The organism is Microbacterium aurugineum, assembly GCF_023101205.1.
Classification (GTDB): domain Bacteria; phylum Actinomycetota; class Actinomycetes; order Actinomycetales; family Microbacteriaceae; genus Microbacterium; species Microbacterium aurugineum.
The window spans coordinates 1,821,630-1,836,496 of sequence record NZ_CP078078.1 but is presented as its reverse complement, the minus strand read 5'-3'; the positions used below and the strand labels follow the sequence as shown (position 1 = coordinate 1,836,496).

The window sequence follows — 14,867 nt, the reverse complement described above, 5'->3', positions numbered from 1 at the left end:
GCCAGGGGCAACCCGCCCCCGACATCCGTAAATGAAGTGAGGCTCCGAATGACGACACCTGTGCGCGACGCTCTTCCGGACGGAGTCCCTGCACTCACCGGAGACGTCCTCGCCATTCGAGGCGGACGTCCACTCCGCGGCCGTGTCGACGTCAAGGGCGCGAAGAACCTGGCCACGAAGGCCATGGTCGCGTCCCTCCTCGGCGAGACGGTCAGCACGCTGCGCGACGTCCCCGCCATCAGCGATGTCGCCGTCGTGCGTTCGCTGCTCGAGGTGCACGGCGTCAGGGTCTCCGAGGGCGACGAGCCCGGCTCGCTCGTGTTCGACCCCAGCGACGTGGAGTCCGCACACTTCGAGGAGATCGACGCGCACGCGGGGGCCTCCCGTATCCCGATCCTGTTCTGCGGCCCGTTGCTGCACCGTCTCGGACAGGCGTTCATCCCCGACCTCGGCGGGTGCCGCATCGGCGACCGCCCCATCGACTTCCACCTGGACGCACTGCGCAAGTTCGGCGCGATCGTCGAGAAGCTCCCCAGCGGCATCCGCCTCTCGACCGGGGGAACGCGGCTGCACGGCGCCAACATCCATCTCCCGTACCCGAGCGTCGGCGCGACCGAGCAGGTTCTGCTCACGGCCGTCCGCGCCGAGGGGGTCACGGAGCTGCGCAACGCAGCCATCGAGCCCGAGATCATGGACCTGATCGCCGTGCTGCAGAAGATGGGCGCGATCATCTCCTACGAGCCGAACCGCGTCATCGTGATCGAGGGCGTCGAGAAGCTCCGCGGCTACGACCACCGGTCGATCTTCGACCGCAACGAGGCGGCATCCTGGGCCTCCGCCGCGCTGGCCACTGACGGCGAGATCTTCGTCGGCGGCGCCAAGCAGCAGGAGATGCTGACGTTCCTCAACGTCTTCCGCAAGGCGGGCGGCTGGTTCGACATCCAGGAAGACGGCATCCTCTTCCGTCGCGACGGCGAGATCAAGCCCGTCGTGATCGAGACCGATGTGCACCCCGGCTTCATGACCGACTGGCAGCAGCCGCTGGTCGTCGCGCTCACCCAGGCACACGGTCGCTCCGTCGTGCACGAGACCGTGTACGAGAACCGGATGGGCTTCACCGATGCGCTGGTCAAGATGGGCGCCGACATCGTCGTCCACCCCCGGGGTCTCCAGGACGGCCCGCGTCGGGTCCCGCGTCGCGACCTCGAGCAGGCCGCCGTCGTCACCGGCCCCACGCCGCTGCACGGCGCTGACATCGTGGTCCCCGACCTTCGCGGCGGCTACAGCCACGTCATCGCGGCGCTGACCGCCACCGGGGAGTCGAAGGTGTCCGGCGTCGACATCCTCAGCCGCGGCTACGAGAAGTTCCTCGCCAAGCTCGACGCGCTCGGCGCCGACTTCGACGTCATCCGGTGACCGAAGTGGCGTCCCGATCATCGGAGACGAAGCGCCCGAGCATTTTCTGGCCGCTCGCGGCGCTGGTGATCCCTCCGGTCTCCCTGATCGCGAAGATCCGCGTCCGCGGGGCGGAGAAGCTGCCGCGTGAGGGCTCGTTCGTGCTGGCCCCGAACCACTACTCGGAGTTCGATCCGCTCATCGTCGCCGTCGCCGTCTGGCGCGCCGGTCGTGCGCCGCGCTTCATGGCCAAGGAAAGCCTCTTCAGGGTGCCGGTGCTCGGCTGGTTCCTGCGCCGCACCGGGATGATCCCGGTCGCTCGCACTTCATCGGCCGCGTCCGCTCGGCAGACGATGAAGCAGTCGGAAGAGCTCGTCGAGCACGGTCGGGGTGTGATCGTGTACCCCGAGGGCACGCTCACACGTGATCCCGAGCTGTGGCCGATGCGCGGCAAGTCGGGCGCGGTGCGTCTGGCACTCGCCGACGGCATCCCGCTGATCCCGATGGCCCAGTGGGGAACCCAGGCGATCATGGGGCGCTATCAGAAGGGTCTCAGCCTCTGGCCGCTGCGCAAGCCGGTCCGCGTGCTCATCGGAGATCCGGTCGATGTCGCGGATCTGCGTGAACGTGCGGGCGAGCCTGCTGCCCTCAATGAAGCCACCGATCGACTCATGAACGCCATCACCGCTCTGCTCGAGGAGCTTCGAGACGAGAAGGCCCCGGCGGAGCGATGGAACCCCGCGAACCACGGCCAGAAGGAGACCGGGCGCCTTGACTCCTAAGAGAACCGTTCCGAGCGGACCGCGCGTCACGGTGATCGGCGCCGGCAGCTGGGGGACGACCTTCGGCAAGATCCTCGCCGACGGCGGCGCACACGTCACGATGTGGGCCCGGCGTGCAGAACTCGCGCACGAGATCAACGAGGCCAAGCGCAATTCACGCTACCTCCCGGGCATCAATCTCCCGCGGACGATGGCGGCCACCCACGAACTCGCGACATCGCTCGACGGCGTGGAACAGGTATACCTGTCGGTGCCGAGCCAGTCGCTCCGCGAGAACCTGAAGGCGCTGCGCCCGTTGCTCGCCGACAGCGACACCAAGGTCATCAGCCTCATGAAGGGCGTCGAACGCGGCACGGGTCTTCGCATGAGCCAGGTGATCCAGCAGGAACTCCGCTGCGATCCCGACCGCATCGCCGTGGCATCGGGGCCGAACCTCGCACTGGAGATCGCGCGGGAGCAGCCCACCGCAGCCGTGATCTCCTCCCGCAGTCAAGAGACGGCCGATGTCGTCGCGCGCGCGGCTCGCAACCAGTATTTCCGCACCTTCGTGAACACCGACGTGATCGGCACGGAGTTCGGCGGCGTCCTCAAGAACCTGATCGCGGTCGCCATCGGCATCGTCGACGGCGTCGGGTACGGGGAGAACACGAAGGCATCGATCATCACGCGCGGACTCGTCGAGATGACGGACTTCGCGGTGGCCAACGGTGCGCATCCGGAGACGCTCCAGGGCCTGGCCGGTCTCGGCGACCTGATCGCCACGTGCCAGTCGCCGCTGAGCAGGAACAACACGGCGGGACGCCTGCTCGGCCAGGGGTACAGCTTCCAGGACGTCGTGAAGCAGATGCAGCAGACGGCGGAAGGTCTCGCCTCCGTCGCTCCGATCCTGCAGCTCGCACGCGAAGCCGAGGTCGACATGCCCATCGTCGAGCAGGTGAAGATGGTGCTCGACGGCAAGATGGATCCGCGGGACATCGCACCCCACCTGACGACGGACGACGACACCCCGCAGGGTGAGAGGACCAACCATGGACAAGCAGACGGTGGTGGTGCTCTTCGGCGGGCGCTCCAGCGAGCATTCGATCAGTTCCGCAACGGCGGGGGGCGTGCTGGGAGCGATTGATCGCGACCGGTATGCCGTGATCCCGGTGGGCATCACCCGCGAGGGTGCATTCGTGCTGGAAGACGACGATCCCGCGAAGTTCCCGCTGGATGCGGCGCATCTCCCGGAGGTCGTCGACAACGGCACTCGTGTGCTGTGGCCCGAGCCGGGTGGTGACCGCACACTGCGCGTCGTGCAGGCGGACGGCTCGGTCGAAGGCTTCGGCGAGATCGATGTGGTGCTGCCCATCCTGCACGGACCGCACGGCGAGGACGGCACGATCCAGGGCTACTTCGACACCCTCGAGGTCCCGTATGCGGGCGGCGGCGTGCTCGACTCCGCGCTCTGCATGGATAAGCACTTCATGAAGATCGCCCTCCAGGCCGCGGGCATCGCCGTCGCCCCGTGGGTGACCGTGCGCCGCCGGGAATGGGACGGGGACGCCGCAGACGTACGCCGCCGTGCCGCCGCGCTCGGTCTGCCGCTGTTCGTGAAGCCGGCGCGCGCCGGTTCGAGCGTGGGCGTGTCGAAGGTCGACACCGCGGACGAGCTCGACGCCGCGCTGGCCGTGGCCTTCGCGGAAGACGACAAGGTGCTGATCGAGACCGGCGTGAGCGGTCGCGAGATCGAAGTCGCCGTCCTCGAGGGCGCCGACGGGGTCCGGGCGTCTCTGCCGGGCGAGATCGTGCTGACGTCCCGCGGCTTCTACGACTTCGAGGGCAAGTACCTCGGCGGCGACGGCGTCGATGTCGTGTGCCCGGCGGAGCTGACCGATGCCGAGACCGCGGCGATCCAGCAGGCGGGTATCCGCGCGTTCGACGCGGTGGACGGCCGGGGACTCGCCCGGGTCGACATGTTCCTGACCCCGACGGGCGAGTTGGTCGTCAACGAGCTGAACACGATGCCCGGCTTCACGCCGATCTCGATGTTCCCGAAATGCTGGGTCGCCTCGGGGCTGAGCTACGGCGAACTGATCACCGAGCTGGTCGAAGCGGGCCTCCGCCGCTGAACATCGAGTTCCCCGTGGCGATCAGCTCGCGGGGAACTCGACCCGATCGGTGCACTTCGCCGTGGCCGGGGCGAGCCCGGACTGGATGCTCTGCGAGATCGAGTCCACGATCGACTGGAAGTCAATCTGCTCGCCGCGCCGGATGTTCAGCTCGACCGCGGGATCCCGGCCGTAGGTGACGAGGCGCTGACGTTCCTCCTCCTGCTCGAGGACCAGCCAATCGACGCCCCCCAGCGTGGTGCACACGAGGGCGGAGGGAGCCGGCGGCTCGACGCCGCAGCGCAGCGCGACCGCGGTGGGCTCGCCCCACGCACCGGTTGCCTGGGCATCCGTCCACACGCGGTCGAGACCGGCGACGTTGTCGGGCAGCAGGACTGACACCGAGGCGCATGCGGGATTGTTCGCATCGTCGGCCGGTTCGAGGTGCACGGTCGTCGCGCAACCGGAGAGGACGGCGGAGAGGGTCACCGCGCCTGCGAGGGCAGCGAGGCGACCGGAACGAGGCATGCTTCCAGGCTACCGTTGACAGCATGCCCTCCCGACCCGACGCCGACGATCCACGCCTCGGCGATGTCTCCGAAGGACGCATCCTCCACGCGATCCTGAGCCGAACGTCTTCCGCCTCGCACGCCCTCATCGGCCCGGGGGACGATGCCGCGGTCGTGGCGACCCCCTCGGGCAGTGTGGTCGCGACGACCGACACCCTGGTGCACGGACCCGACTTCCGCCTTGCCTGGTCGAGCGGATACGACCTCGGCTGGAAGGCCGCGGCCGTGAATCTGGCGGATGTCGCTGCGATGGGCGCACGTCCGACGGCACTCCTCGTCGCGTTGGCCGTGCCCGCCGATCTCCGACTCTCCTTCGTGGAAAGGCTCGCAGACGGCTTCCGGGACGCCTGTGACGCCCTCGCGCCCGGTTGTGCGGTCGTCGGAGGGGATCTGACGGTGTCGGATGTGCTGACGGTCGCTGTGACGGCGCTCGGAGATCTCGAAGGCAGAGCGCCGGTGACCCGCAGCGGGGCGCGTCCTGGCGACGTCGTCGCGGTGGCGGGAGAACTCGGTCACGCCGCTCACGGACTGGCGGTGCTGTTCGGACGCTTTCGTGACGGAGACGTGCCGGTGGCGGTCGACCCGGCGATGCTCGCCGCAGGGGAGAGCGCGGCGGTGGCCGCGCAATTGCGCCCCTCTCCGCCGATCGGACTCGGTGCGGTCGCAGCATCGGCCGGCGCCAGCGCGATGATGGATGTGTCGGACGGGCTCGCCCTCGACGCCCGGCGGATGGCTGCGGCCTCCGAGGTCACCATCGCGCTCGACCGCGAGACACTCGGTGATGACCCCGAGCGTGCGATCGCCGGTGGCGAGGACCATGCGCTGCTCGCGACTTTCCCCGCGGATGCGCTTCCGCCGGGCTTCCGTGCGATCGGACGGGTGCTTCCGCGCGGCGAGGAGGACCTGCTGTGCGACGGTTCGCCGGTCGAGGTCAGCGGGTGGGACCCCTATCGCGACTGGGACTCGGTCTCGGGCTGAGCGTCGGACTTCTTCGGCTCGTCGTCCGCCCGGGGCTCGGCCCACCAGAGTGCGGTGTCGCCGTAGGTCTTCTCCCGGAACAGGTCGAGGCCGGCGGCGGGAAAGTCCGGTGGCGTGGATCGGCGTGCACGTTCGACCACGACGACGGCATCGGGGGACAGGAGCGGCGCGAGCGCGACGAGATCCGCTGTCATCGCGGCATCGTCGAGGTCGTACGGCGGATCGCTGAAGACCAGATCGAAGGGGCCGGTCGCCCGCTGCAGGAACGTGCGGACCGCGCCCTCGTGCACATGGCCCGGCGCCATGCCGCCGGCCTTCGCCACGGCCGCGGCATTGCGGCGCACGATCGCGGCAGCCTGTCGTCCGCGCTCCACGAACTCCGCCGACGCCGCGCCCCGGCTCAGCGACTCGAGGCCGAGAGCACCGGATCCTGCATACAGGTCGAGGACCCGGGCTCCGTCGATGGCACTCAGTGACTCGAGTGCGCCGAAGAGCGACTCACGCACACGGTCGCTGGTGGGGCGCGTTCCCGCACCGGGTACTTCGAGTCGAGTGCCCCTGGCTCTGCCCGCGATGATCCTCGTCACCCGTTCACGATACGACAGCCGGGGTACGGCCGGTGTCGGTCGGGTTCCCTAGACTCGGAGCATGTCGCTCTCGCTCGATTCGTCGCTGGAGGATGCGCTCGGCGCGGCGTCTGCCAAGACGCTCGGTCGTGCGTTCGCCATGCGGAGCGTCGGTGACCTCCTGGCGCACTACCCGCGCCGGTACGCCGACCCGGGTGAGCTCACCCCGATCCGTGATCTGCCGCTCGGAGAGACGGTGACCATCGTGGCAGAGGTGCTCTCCTCGAGCTTCCGGCGCATGCGCAACCGTCCGGGAGCCATGGTCGACGTCGTGATCGGAGACGGCATCGGACGCATGTCGCTTACGTTCTTCGCGAAGAACGTCGGGGCAGCCGAATGGCGCTCCAAAGATCTCGCCGTCGGACGGCGGGGAGTGTTCTCCGGAAAGGTCGGAGAGTTCAACGGAGTGACGCAGTTCGCGCATCCGGAGTACGAGCTCTTCGACGATGAAGACTCCGCGCGGCGGAGCGCAGACGCGCGTGCGGCTGTTCCCATCCCGATCTATCCGGCCACCTCGACGATCCAGACCTGGCAGATCGCCCGGCTCATCGGACGGGTGCTGGACGACCTCGCCGAGGTGCCCGACCCGCTGACGAAGGACATCCGCGAGAGCGAAGAGCTGCTCACGGCCGGCGAGGCGCTCGAACGTATCCACCGCCCGCGGACGCGCAACGACATCGATCCGGCGGTCCGCACTCTCCGGATGCATGAGGCTCTCACTTTGCAGACGGCGCTCCTGCAGCAGCGGGATGCGGTCCGGGCGCTCTCGGCGACGGCCCGTCCAGCCGGTCCCGGCGGACTCCTGGAGCGCTTCGACGCGGCGATGCCCTACACGCTGACGCCCGATCAGGAGACGGTCGGCGCGCAGATCGCGGCCGACCTGATCGGATCCTGGCCGATGAACCGGCTCGTCCAGGGTGAGGTCGGTTCGGGTAAGACCCTCGTCGCGCTGCGGGCGATGCTGCAGGTCGCCGAGAGCGGAGGCCAGGCCGCTCTGATCGCCCCCACTGAAGTTCTGGCCGGCCAACATCTGCGTTCGATCGCGAAGATGCTGGGCCCGGAACTGGCACCGCTGCTGATGCCCACGCTGCTGACCGGGCAGCTTCCCGCTGCCGAGAGACGCAAGGCCGCCCTCCGGGTCGCCTCGGGTCAGGCGCTCATCGTGGTCGGCACGCACGCCTTGCTGGGGGAGAAGACCACCTTCGCCGATCTCGGCCTCGTGGTGGTGGACGAGCAGCACCGCTTCGGCGTCGAACAGCGTGAGGCACTTCGCGCCAAGGGGTCGAGTCCGCACGCACTGGTCCTCACGGCGACGCCGATCCCGCGAACGGTGGCGATGACGGTGTTCGGCGACCTCGACACCTCGGTCATCCGGACGATGCCGGCCGGCCGCGCAGGCATCGAGTCCTTCGTGGCACCGCTGGCCGAGCACCCGGGATGGTTCAACCGGGTCTGGGAGCGCGCGGCAGAGGAGATCGCGCAGGGCCGCCAGGTCTTCGCCGTGTGCGCCGCGATCGATACCGCCAAGAAGACCGCGGAGGCCGGTGAGCAGCCGCCTCTCGCCCCCGATGGGGCCTCCGGCCCCCGGTGGGGGGTGGTGCAGCTCGATGAGGCGCTGGCGACGCATCCGACGCTCGGCGGGATCCGTCGTGCCGTGCTCCACGGCCGGATGCCTTCGGAAGAGAAGGATGCGGTGATGCAGGCGTTCGCGCGCGGTGACATCGATCTGCTCCTGGCGACCACGGTCATCGAGGTCGGCGTCGATGTGCCGAATGCATCGACGATGATCGTGCTCGATGCCGACAGGTTCGGTGTGTCCCAGCTGCATCAGCTGCGAGGGCGCGTCGGCCGTGGCGGCGTGCCTGGTCTCTGCTTGCTGGTCACGGAAGCGGAATCCGGGTCCCTCGCGCGAGAACGCGTCGACGCGGTCGCGGCGACGCTCGACGGTTTCGCTCTGGCGGAGGTCGATCTGGAACTGCGCGGCGAGGGAGATGTGCTCGGCGCGGCACAAGCCGGCGTGCGTTCCTCGCTGAAGCTTCTCCGTGTCGTGAAGGATGCGGGTCTCATCACCCGAGCGCGTGAACTGGCCGAGACGATCCTCGTTGCAGACCCCGCTCTCGAGGCGCATCCGGGCCTGCGTAAGGCCATCGCCCGCCGGGTGAGTGACGAGGACCGTGCGGCGCTCGCGAAGAACTGAGGTGCGCGCGAGGTGCCCTAGGCTGGTGGCATGAGCAGCAGGATCGCCGTCGTCCCGGGTTCCTTCGATCCGCCGACCCTGGGTCATCTCGATGTGATCCGTCGGGCCGCGGCCCTGTACGACGAGCTGCACGTGCTCGTGGTGCACAACCCGGGCAAGGAGGCGATGCTCCCGATCGCACAGCGCCTGTCGCTGCTGGAGCGTTCGATCGCCGACGACGGGATGTCGGGGAACATCGTGATCGGGTCATGGACCATGGGTCTGCTGGTCGACTATGCGCGCGATGTCGGCGCCGGTGTGCTCGTGAAGGGCATCCGCTCCCAGATCGACGTCGCGTACGAGTCCCCGATGGCGATCGTCAATCGGCACCTCGCCGGCATCGAGACCGTGTTCCTGCTGCCCGATCCCTCGCATGCGATGGTCTCGAGCTCCCTGGTGCGTCAGGTCGCCTCGCTCGGCGGTGACGTCGCACCGTTCGTTCCGCCGGCGGTTGCAGACTTCCTCGACACGGGGGCCCGCGGAATCTGACCGCCGTTCCTGAGTACGGGCTCGGCGCGACCCTGGGGCGACCCGGGTAGCATGGCGGAGTGCGCTCTCGAATGAACGGTCCCTTCGTGCTCCCCGTCCGCGACATCGTCCGGCGACCGGGGGAGATGCGTGAACACGAGTTCTCCGTGGCTCTCAAAGAGGCATGGGGCGAGGGCATCGTGACGTTCGAAGCAGGCTCCGAGATGGCCCTCGATGTGCGGCTGGAGTCCGTTCACGAGGGGATTCTCGTGTCCGGAACCGCCGATGCAGAATACGTCGGCGTCTGCGGCAGATGCCTGATCGACATCACCCGGCCCGTCGAAGTCGAGTTCCAGGAGCTTTTCGCGTATCCTGGTGAGGAAGAAACTGACTTCGAGGTTCAAGACGACCACGTGGATCTTGAAACTCTCGTCAGGGATGCGGCCGTATTGTCGCTTCCTTTTCAGCCGGTGTGTCAGCCGGATTGCCCGGGTCTCGACCCGAAAACGGGTGAGCGACTGGCCGTGAACACCGGAACGGAGCAGGTGGCTCCCATCGATCCTCGATGGAGTGCGCTCCAGAACATCACAGACCAAGACGGCGCGGAAGAATTTCGCGCCGCCGAGAAAGAAGAGAGCTAGTCATGGCTGGTAACCCCCCGAAGCGCAAGGTTTCCCGTTCGAACACCCGCTCGCGCCGCGCGCAGTGGAAGGCGGCTCCCGTCGCCCTCGTCAAGACCATCGAGAACGGTCAGGTCGTCTACAGCCGTCCGCACCAGGCGAAGGTCGTCACCGACTCGCAGGGCACCGAGCTCTTCCTGGAGTACAAGGGCCGCAAGGTCGCCGACGTCTGAGTCGCGTACCGTGACGGAGGTCCCCGGGGGGACGAGACCTCTCCCAGATAAGCTCCGCGTCGAGATCGACGCGGAGCTTCTGGGGTTGGCCCTCACCCACCGCTCCTACGCGTATGAGCACGGCGGGATACCGCACAACGAGCGCCTGGAGTTCCTCGGCGACTCGGTGCTCGGGCAGGCGGTGACCGTCATGCTGTTCACCACGCACCCGGACCTCGACGAGGGCGAGCTGGCGAAGCGACGTGCGAGCGTCGTCTCGACCGTCGCGCTTGCAGAGGTGGCGCGGGGGATCGATCTCGGCAGTCACCTGTTGCTCGGACGCGGAGAAGAGCAGACCGGTGGTCGCGATAAGGATTCGATCCTCGCCGACACCATGGAAGCGGTGATCGGGGCCACCTATCTCTCCGCAGGACCGGATGCGGCCACGGAACTCGTCCTGCGTCTCACGAAGCCACTGCTCGCCGATCCGGAGCGCTACGGCGCGGCGATGGATCCCAAGACGAGTCTGCAGGAACTCGCCGCCCGCGTCGGTGCGACGCCGCCCCAGTACTCGATCGAGGCGAGCGGTCCCGATCATGACCGTCGTTTCACGGCGACCGTCGTGGTCGGTGACGTGACCATGACCGGCACCGGCAGCAGCAAGAAGACCGCGGAGATGGCGGCCGCCCTCAGCGCCTGGCGCACGCTCAGCGCGCGTGCCTGAGCTCCCTGAAGTCGAGGTCGTCCGCGCCGGCCTCGCGCCGGCCGCTGTCGGATCCCTGATCACCTCGGTGAGCGTGTTCGATGAACGCGCGCTCACGCGGCACTCCGCCGGCGCGGAGGACTTCGTCGCCCGGCTCGAGAGGCGACGTTTCGCCGCGGCCTCTCGCCGGGGGAAGTTCCTCTGGCTTCCGCTCGATGATGACGACTCCGCGTTGATCGCGCACCTGGGGATGAGTGGGCAGATGCTCCTGCGCGCGCCGGAGGCTACCGCGGAGCGACACGAACGTGTGCGCATCGGCATCGAGCATCCCGAACATGGCGAACTCGCGATCGTGTTCGCAGACCAGCGCACCTTCGGCTCGCTCGCGGTCGACGCCCTGGTGGACGACGGCGGTTCGAGGATTCCGACCCAAGTCGTCCACATCGCCCGCGACCCGCTCGATAGCCGCTTCGATGACGACGCCTTCCGCGCGGCGCTCGCCCGGCGTGGCAGCGCGATCAAGCGGGTCCTCCTCGATCAGGGCGTGGTGAGCGGTATCGGCAACATCTACGCCGACGAGTCTCTCTGGGCGGCGCGCATCCACCCCGAGACCCCCGCGGCCCGCCTGTCGACGCCGTCGGTGCGCAGGCTGCTGGCCGAAGTGCGCAGCGTGCTGGAGAAGGCACTTGCCGAGGGCGGGACGAGTTTCGACGCCCAGTACGTCAACGTCAACGGGCAGGCGGGTTACTTCGCTCACTCCCTCAACGCCTACGGGCGACAGGGAGAACCCTGCGCACGATGCGGCACGAGTATCCGTCGTGTGTCGTTCATGAACCGCTCGTCGCATTTCTGCCCGTCCTGCCAGCGTCGGCGCTGAACTCTTCGCGTCACGCGGTCCGGAACGCCTTTCGCAGGAGCGGACGCGTCGCCCAGGTGCTGGCCCACACGAGGGCGATGCCGACACCGACCACAGCGCTGATCGTCAGCACCGACACGGGCGCGGTGATCACCGCGATCCCGACGAGCGGGAACACCAGGAGTGCCGCGACCAGAGCCGAGCCGATCGCCGTGACGAGCAGGGGAGACATGATCGCGCGACGGCGGGCACGATCCACCGTCTCCACCGGCATGCCCAGGTGATGGAGGCTGCGATGCAGCTCCCGCTGGTCGAGCACGTCCGATGCCTGATTGACTCCGACGGAGGCGGCGACCATGAGGAACGAGCCGATCAACGTGATGATGAGACCCGTGCGGATATCACGGGCGAGGGCGAAGTCGGCGGCGGATGCATCCGCGCTCGTCATCACATTCATCAGCGCGACGCCGGTGCCTGCGAACACGGCCATGAAGCTCGCCATCGCGATGCCGCCGACCTGACGCCAGGCCGCTTTCGGCGAGTCGAGAACGATGCGTGCCGCGAGCAACCGCTCGGGCTGTTCGGCACGACGCAGCTGGCGGGACGCCGAGACCTTGAGAACCCAGGGGCCGATCACGTTGAGGACGGCCAGGGCGGCGCCGAACAGTCCGGCGAGGACGACGACGGTGATGACGAAGCCGCCGATCGACGGGAACACCGTGATCAGCACGAAGGCGATGGCGATGGCACCGGCAGCGAGAAGGGCGCGGATCCAGTGCACGCTCGAGACGGTCGTGCGGGTGCGGACACCGAGTGGTGAGATCACGACGCGACGGAGGCCGATGACCGCACTCGCGGACGCGAGCACGAGCACACCGGCGAAGACGAGGGCGATCAGTGGCGGTGGAAGGATGACCGCGCCGAATCCGAGCGGTTCGCCCCGGAAGGGGATGAGCCCGATCAGAGGGCTGATCGCGAGGTGCCCGAGGACACCGGCGAGTGCTCCGGCGGCGGCGACGAGGGCAGACTCGGCGACCGTGACCACGGTGACGCCACCGGGAGTGACCCCCAGCAGGCGAAGTGTCGAGAGTCGTTCGTCACGGCGACGCGCCGACAGGCGTGCCGCCGCGCCGCCGAGCGACATCAGCGGGACGACGAGAAGCACGAGGGCGATCGCCGCGAGCGCCTGATACAGAGGGGCGTAGTCATCGGACCACCTCCAGAACGACTGGGCTCCACCGATCACCGTCAGGACGAGCGTCGTCACGACACCGAACGCGATGACCGGGAGCGCGAGCACGCTGTTCTGCCCGGGAGCAGGGCGCAGCAGCATGGACAGGACGTTACCGTTCACGCGGCCACCGCCGAGGGGATGATGCGACCGTCGCGGACGGCGATCGTCCGGGTGCAGCGCGCGGCGACATCGGGGTCGTGGGTCACGACGACGAGCGTCCGCCCTTGACCTGTCGTCGACCACAGGAGTGCGTCCATCACCTCGGACGACGTCTGCGAGTCGAGGGCGCCGGTCGGTTCGTCGGCGAAGACCAGCTCTGCACCGGTGGCCTGCGCACGGGCGATGGCCACCCGCTGGGCCTGCCCGCCCGACAGCTCGCCGATCCGACGCTCTTCCATCCCGGCGAGCCCGAGCGCGGCGAGCCAGGAGGCCGCGTGCGGGACGGCATCCCGTCTCCGGACACCGTTGATCATGGAGGCGAGGGCGACGTTCTCCACGGCGGTGAGCTCCGGGATGAGGAGTCCCTGCTGGAAGACGAAGCCGAACCGCTCGCGCCGGAGCCGGGAACGGGCTGACTCTCCGAGGGCGGTGACCTCGATCGGCGCGCCTTCGGCCGGACGGAAGACGACACTTCCCGCATCGGGCGCGGTGATACCCGCCAGAACGTGCAGGAGCGTTGTCTTGCCGGAACCGGAGGCACCCATGATCGCGACGGACTCGCCGCGACCGATCGCGAGGTCGACACCGGCGAGTGCGCGGGTCATCCCGAAGGTCTTGCTGAGGGCGTGGGCTTCGATCACAGGAACACTCATGATCCCAGCCTCTCCGTCGCCCCGCCCTGGGTCGTCGGTCTGGCGGATGACGATGCGGACCCGAGATCATCCCGTCGAATGAGATCGGGTCCGCACGTGTCTCAGAGAGCGCGCTGCCAGCCGCCGGCGTACGACACCGGGACGAAGCCGATCGCCTCATTGATGTTCAGCATCGGCCGGTTCTCCTCCGCGTTGAAGGTGGAGACCACGGTGGAATCCGGCATCAGCTCCCGCCAGCGGAGCAGGTTCGCACACTTCACGATCGTGCCGAGACGATGCCCCCGGTGGTCCTTACTGACCAGAGTGCCGAACTGGTGCGTGACCCCGGTGCGGTCGGCCGCGATGAGAAGCTCGTTGTAGGCGACGAGCTCTCCGGTGGACACGTGTTCGACGGCGACGACCGAGACGGCCTGACCTGCACCGAGGAGACGCGTTTCGCGGCGCACGACGCGCTCCGCGTCCCAGGCCTCCTCAGGGAAGTCCATGTCGCCGCTCGGCGCATCCGTCGACAGCCGCGCGAGGACCCCGGCGAAGCCGTCCCGCAGCTCCGGCGGGGTCGGCATGTTCCACTCGATGACGCGATAGTCGGCTCCGGCCACCGCGAGGGCGTCGTCCAGCGCGGTGCGCAAGGGGGCAGGGTCGCTCCGGAGGTCGAACTCGCTGTTGCGCTCGACCTGCTCCAGGACGAACCCGTTCGCTTCGGCCAGGTCGGAGAGCGGGGTCGCCGGGATGCGACCCCACCCGGTGCGCGGAACGAGCATCCGGTCGGCTTCCTTCGGCCGGTGGAGGCTCCAGAGCTGCAGAAGACTGCGACCACGCGCACGCGCTTCCGCTTCGGCGCGCGCGAGCAGGGCATCCTCGACGCCCCGGCCCCAGTGCGCTTCCGGCACCAGCAGGTCGAGCTCCGCGGCGTGCGCCTCGGCCTCCTGCGCGAAGGAGACCGTGATCATCCCGACGATCTCGTCGTCCAGGCGGGCGACGAAACCGAGGTCGAGTGAATCGGTGTCGTCCTGCCAGTCCGGGAGCATCTGCGCGGCGTCCGGAGCGAGATCGGGCAGACCGACCTGCTCGTCGCAGATTCGCCGGTTGAGTTCGCCGTATGCGCGGAAGTCCGCGGCGTCGTCATCGTCCAGGGAGACCGGCACCACCAGGGGGGTGATCGTCGGTTCGATGGTCGTCATGTCTTTTCCTTCGAGTGGGGCTTCCGAGGGAGCCGGTGTGTGGAGCGGGTGCCCGCATCCGCCCGTGACGAGCACGGGCGGATGCGGCGCGGGGATGGGGGAGCT

Annotated in this window: 16 protein-coding genes; 11 read left to right on the top strand and 5 right to left on the bottom strand. The window is 68.6% G+C overall.

Features of this window, described 5'->3' with window-relative positions:
* Positions 1-48 precede the first annotated feature (48 nt).
* From murA to KV397_RS08945, 4 genes are read left to right on the top strand one after another with little or no spacing between them, the layout of a single operon-like run.
* Positions 49-1,416, top strand: coding sequence for a UDP-N-acetylglucosamine 1-carboxyvinyltransferase (gene murA, locus KV397_RS08960; RefSeq protein WP_131490919.1), 1,368 nt, complete (start codon positions 49-51; stop codon positions 1,414-1,416).
* Positions 1,413-2,177: a lysophospholipid acyltransferase family protein gene (locus tag KV397_RS08955; RefSeq protein WP_047523948.1), complete on the top strand. Its 765-nt coding sequence runs from the start codon at positions 1,413-1,415 to the stop codon at positions 2,175-2,177. Before murA ends, KV397_RS08955 begins: the two co-directional genes overlap by 4 nt.
* Positions 2,167-3,300: an NAD(P)H-dependent glycerol-3-phosphate dehydrogenase gene (locus KV397_RS08950; protein WP_153243991.1), complete on the top strand. Its 1,134-nt coding sequence runs from the start codon at positions 2,167-2,169 to the stop codon at positions 3,298-3,300. Before KV397_RS08955 ends, KV397_RS08950 begins: the two co-directional genes overlap by 11 nt.
* Positions 3,206-4,288 carry a D-alanine--D-alanine ligase family protein gene (locus tag KV397_RS08945; RefSeq protein WP_261811110.1) on the top strand — a complete coding sequence of 361 codons (1,083 nt, stop codon included), beginning with the start codon at positions 3,206-3,208 and terminating at the stop codon, positions 4,286-4,288. Before KV397_RS08950 ends, KV397_RS08945 begins: the two co-directional genes overlap by 95 nt.
* A gap of 21 nt (positions 4,289-4,309) precedes the next feature.
* Here the strand turns inward: KV397_RS08945 and KV397_RS08940 are convergent, their stop codons facing one another.
* Positions 4,310-4,795, bottom strand: a complete 486-nt coding sequence (locus tag KV397_RS08940) for a DUF3515 domain-containing protein (RefSeq protein WP_261811109.1) — start codon at positions 4,793-4,795, stop codon at positions 4,310-4,312.
* A 23-nt stretch (positions 4,796-4,818) separates the two neighbouring features.
* Here KV397_RS08940 and thiL point away from each other — a divergent pair, with 23 nt between their 5' ends.
* On the top strand, positions 4,819-5,814 hold the full coding sequence (thiL, locus tag KV397_RS08935) for a thiamine-phosphate kinase (RefSeq protein WP_261811108.1): 996 nt from the start codon (positions 4,819-4,821) through the stop codon (positions 5,812-5,814).
* On the opposite strand, the gene rsmD is transcribed toward thiL, so the two are convergent.
* The gene (gene rsmD / locus KV397_RS08930) at positions 5,784-6,401 is read right to left on the bottom strand and encodes a 16S rRNA (guanine(966)-N(2))-methyltransferase RsmD (protein ID WP_261811107.1); all 618 of its coding nucleotides are present in this window, start codon (positions 6,399-6,401) and stop codon (positions 5,784-5,786) included. The genes thiL and rsmD overlap by 31 nt on opposite strands.
* Positions 6,402-6,462: 61 nt before the next feature.
* On the opposite strand from rsmD, the gene KV397_RS08925 reads away from it, so the two are divergent.
* From KV397_RS08925 to mutM, 6 genes are all read left to right on the top strand, one after another.
* The gene (locus tag KV397_RS08925) at positions 6,463-8,637 is read left to right on the top strand and encodes an ATP-dependent DNA helicase RecG (protein ID WP_261811106.1); all 2,175 of its coding nucleotides are present in this window, start codon (positions 6,463-6,465) and stop codon (positions 8,635-8,637) included.
* 30 nt (positions 8,638-8,667) lie between these two features.
* On the top strand, positions 8,668-9,165 hold the full coding sequence (coaD, locus tag KV397_RS08920) for a pantetheine-phosphate adenylyltransferase (RefSeq protein ID WP_047523955.1): 498 nt from the start codon (positions 8,668-8,670) through the stop codon (positions 9,163-9,165).
* Between the two features lie 71 nt (positions 9,166-9,236).
* Positions 9,237-9,785, top strand: coding sequence for a YceD family protein (locus KV397_RS08915; RefSeq protein ID WP_261811105.1), 549 nt, complete (start codon positions 9,237-9,239; stop codon positions 9,783-9,785).
* A 2-nt stretch (positions 9,786-9,787) separates the two neighbouring features.
* A complete protein-coding gene (gene rpmF, locus KV397_RS08910) occupies positions 9,788-9,997 on the top strand; it encodes a 50S ribosomal protein L32 (protein ID WP_017830754.1) in 210 nt (69 codons plus the stop codon).
* Between the two features lie 10 nt (positions 9,998-10,007).
* On the top strand, positions 10,008-10,700 hold the full coding sequence (gene rnc, locus KV397_RS08905) for a ribonuclease III (protein ID WP_047523957.1): 693 nt from the start codon (positions 10,008-10,010) through the stop codon (positions 10,698-10,700).
* Positions 10,693-11,556: a bifunctional DNA-formamidopyrimidine glycosylase/DNA-(apurinic or apyrimidinic site) lyase gene (gene mutM, locus KV397_RS08900; RefSeq protein WP_261811104.1), complete on the top strand. Its 864-nt coding sequence runs from the start codon at positions 10,693-10,695 to the stop codon at positions 11,554-11,556. Before rnc ends, mutM begins: the two co-directional genes overlap by 8 nt.
* 10 nt (positions 11,557-11,566) lie before the next feature.
* Here mutM and KV397_RS08895 read toward each other — a convergent pair whose 3' ends face one another.
* The 3 genes from KV397_RS08895 to KV397_RS08885 form a co-directional block, all read right to left on the bottom strand.
* Positions 11,567-12,868 carry an FtsX-like permease family protein gene (locus KV397_RS08895; RefSeq protein WP_261811103.1) on the bottom strand — a complete coding sequence of 434 codons (1,302 nt, stop codon included), beginning with the start codon at positions 12,866-12,868 and terminating at the stop codon, positions 11,567-11,569.
* 17 nt (positions 12,869-12,885) lie between these two features.
* Positions 12,886-13,581 carry an ABC transporter ATP-binding protein gene (locus KV397_RS08890; protein ID WP_261811102.1) on the bottom strand — a complete coding sequence of 232 codons (696 nt, stop codon included), beginning with the start codon at positions 13,579-13,581 and terminating at the stop codon, positions 12,886-12,888.
* 101 nt (positions 13,582-13,682) lie between these two features.
* Complete coding sequence (locus KV397_RS08885) at positions 13,683-14,762, bottom strand: GNAT family N-acetyltransferase (RefSeq protein WP_261811101.1); 1,080 nt, start codon at positions 14,760-14,762, stop codon at positions 13,683-13,685.
* Positions 14,763-14,867: the final 105 nt, after the last annotated feature.

Bases quoted from the DNA above. Each gene is read 5' to 3' on its own strand.
- murA (WP_131490919.1), top strand. From the start codon at position 49: ATGACGACACCTGTGCGCGACGCTCTTCCGGACGGAGTCCCTGCACTC.
- KV397_RS08895 (WP_261811103.1), bottom strand. From the start codon at position 12,868: ATGCTGCTGCGCCCTGCTCCCGGGCAGAACAGCGTGCTCGCGCTCCCG.
- coaD (WP_047523955.1), top strand. From the start codon at position 8,668: ATGAGCAGCAGGATCGCCGTCGTCCCGGGTTCCTTCGATCCGCCGACC.
- KV397_RS08940 (WP_261811109.1), bottom strand. From the start codon at position 4,795: ATGCCTCGTTCCGGTCGCCTCGCTGCCCTCGCAGGCGCGGTGACCCTC.
- KV397_RS08945 (WP_261811110.1), top strand. From the start codon at position 3,206: ATGGACAAGCAGACGGTGGTGGTGCTCTTCGGCGGGCGCTCCAGCGAG.
- rpmF (WP_017830754.1), top strand. From the start codon at position 9,788: ATGGCTGGTAACCCCCCGAAGCGCAAGGTTTCCCGTTCGAACACCCGC.
- KV397_RS08885 (WP_261811101.1), bottom strand. From the start codon at position 14,762: ATGACGACCATCGAACCGACGATCACCCCCCTGGTGGTGCCGGTCTCC.
- KV397_RS08890 (WP_261811102.1), bottom strand. From the start codon at position 13,581: ATGAGTGTTCCTGTGATCGAAGCCCACGCCCTCAGCAAGACCTTCGGG.
- KV397_RS08925 (WP_261811106.1), top strand. From the start codon at position 6,463: ATGTCGCTCTCGCTCGATTCGTCGCTGGAGGATGCGCTCGGCGCGGCG.
- thiL (WP_261811108.1), top strand. From the start codon at position 4,819: ATGCCCTCCCGACCCGACGCCGACGATCCACGCCTCGGCGATGTCTCC.
- KV397_RS08915 (WP_261811105.1), top strand. From the start codon at position 9,237: ATGAACGGTCCCTTCGTGCTCCCCGTCCGCGACATCGTCCGGCGACCG.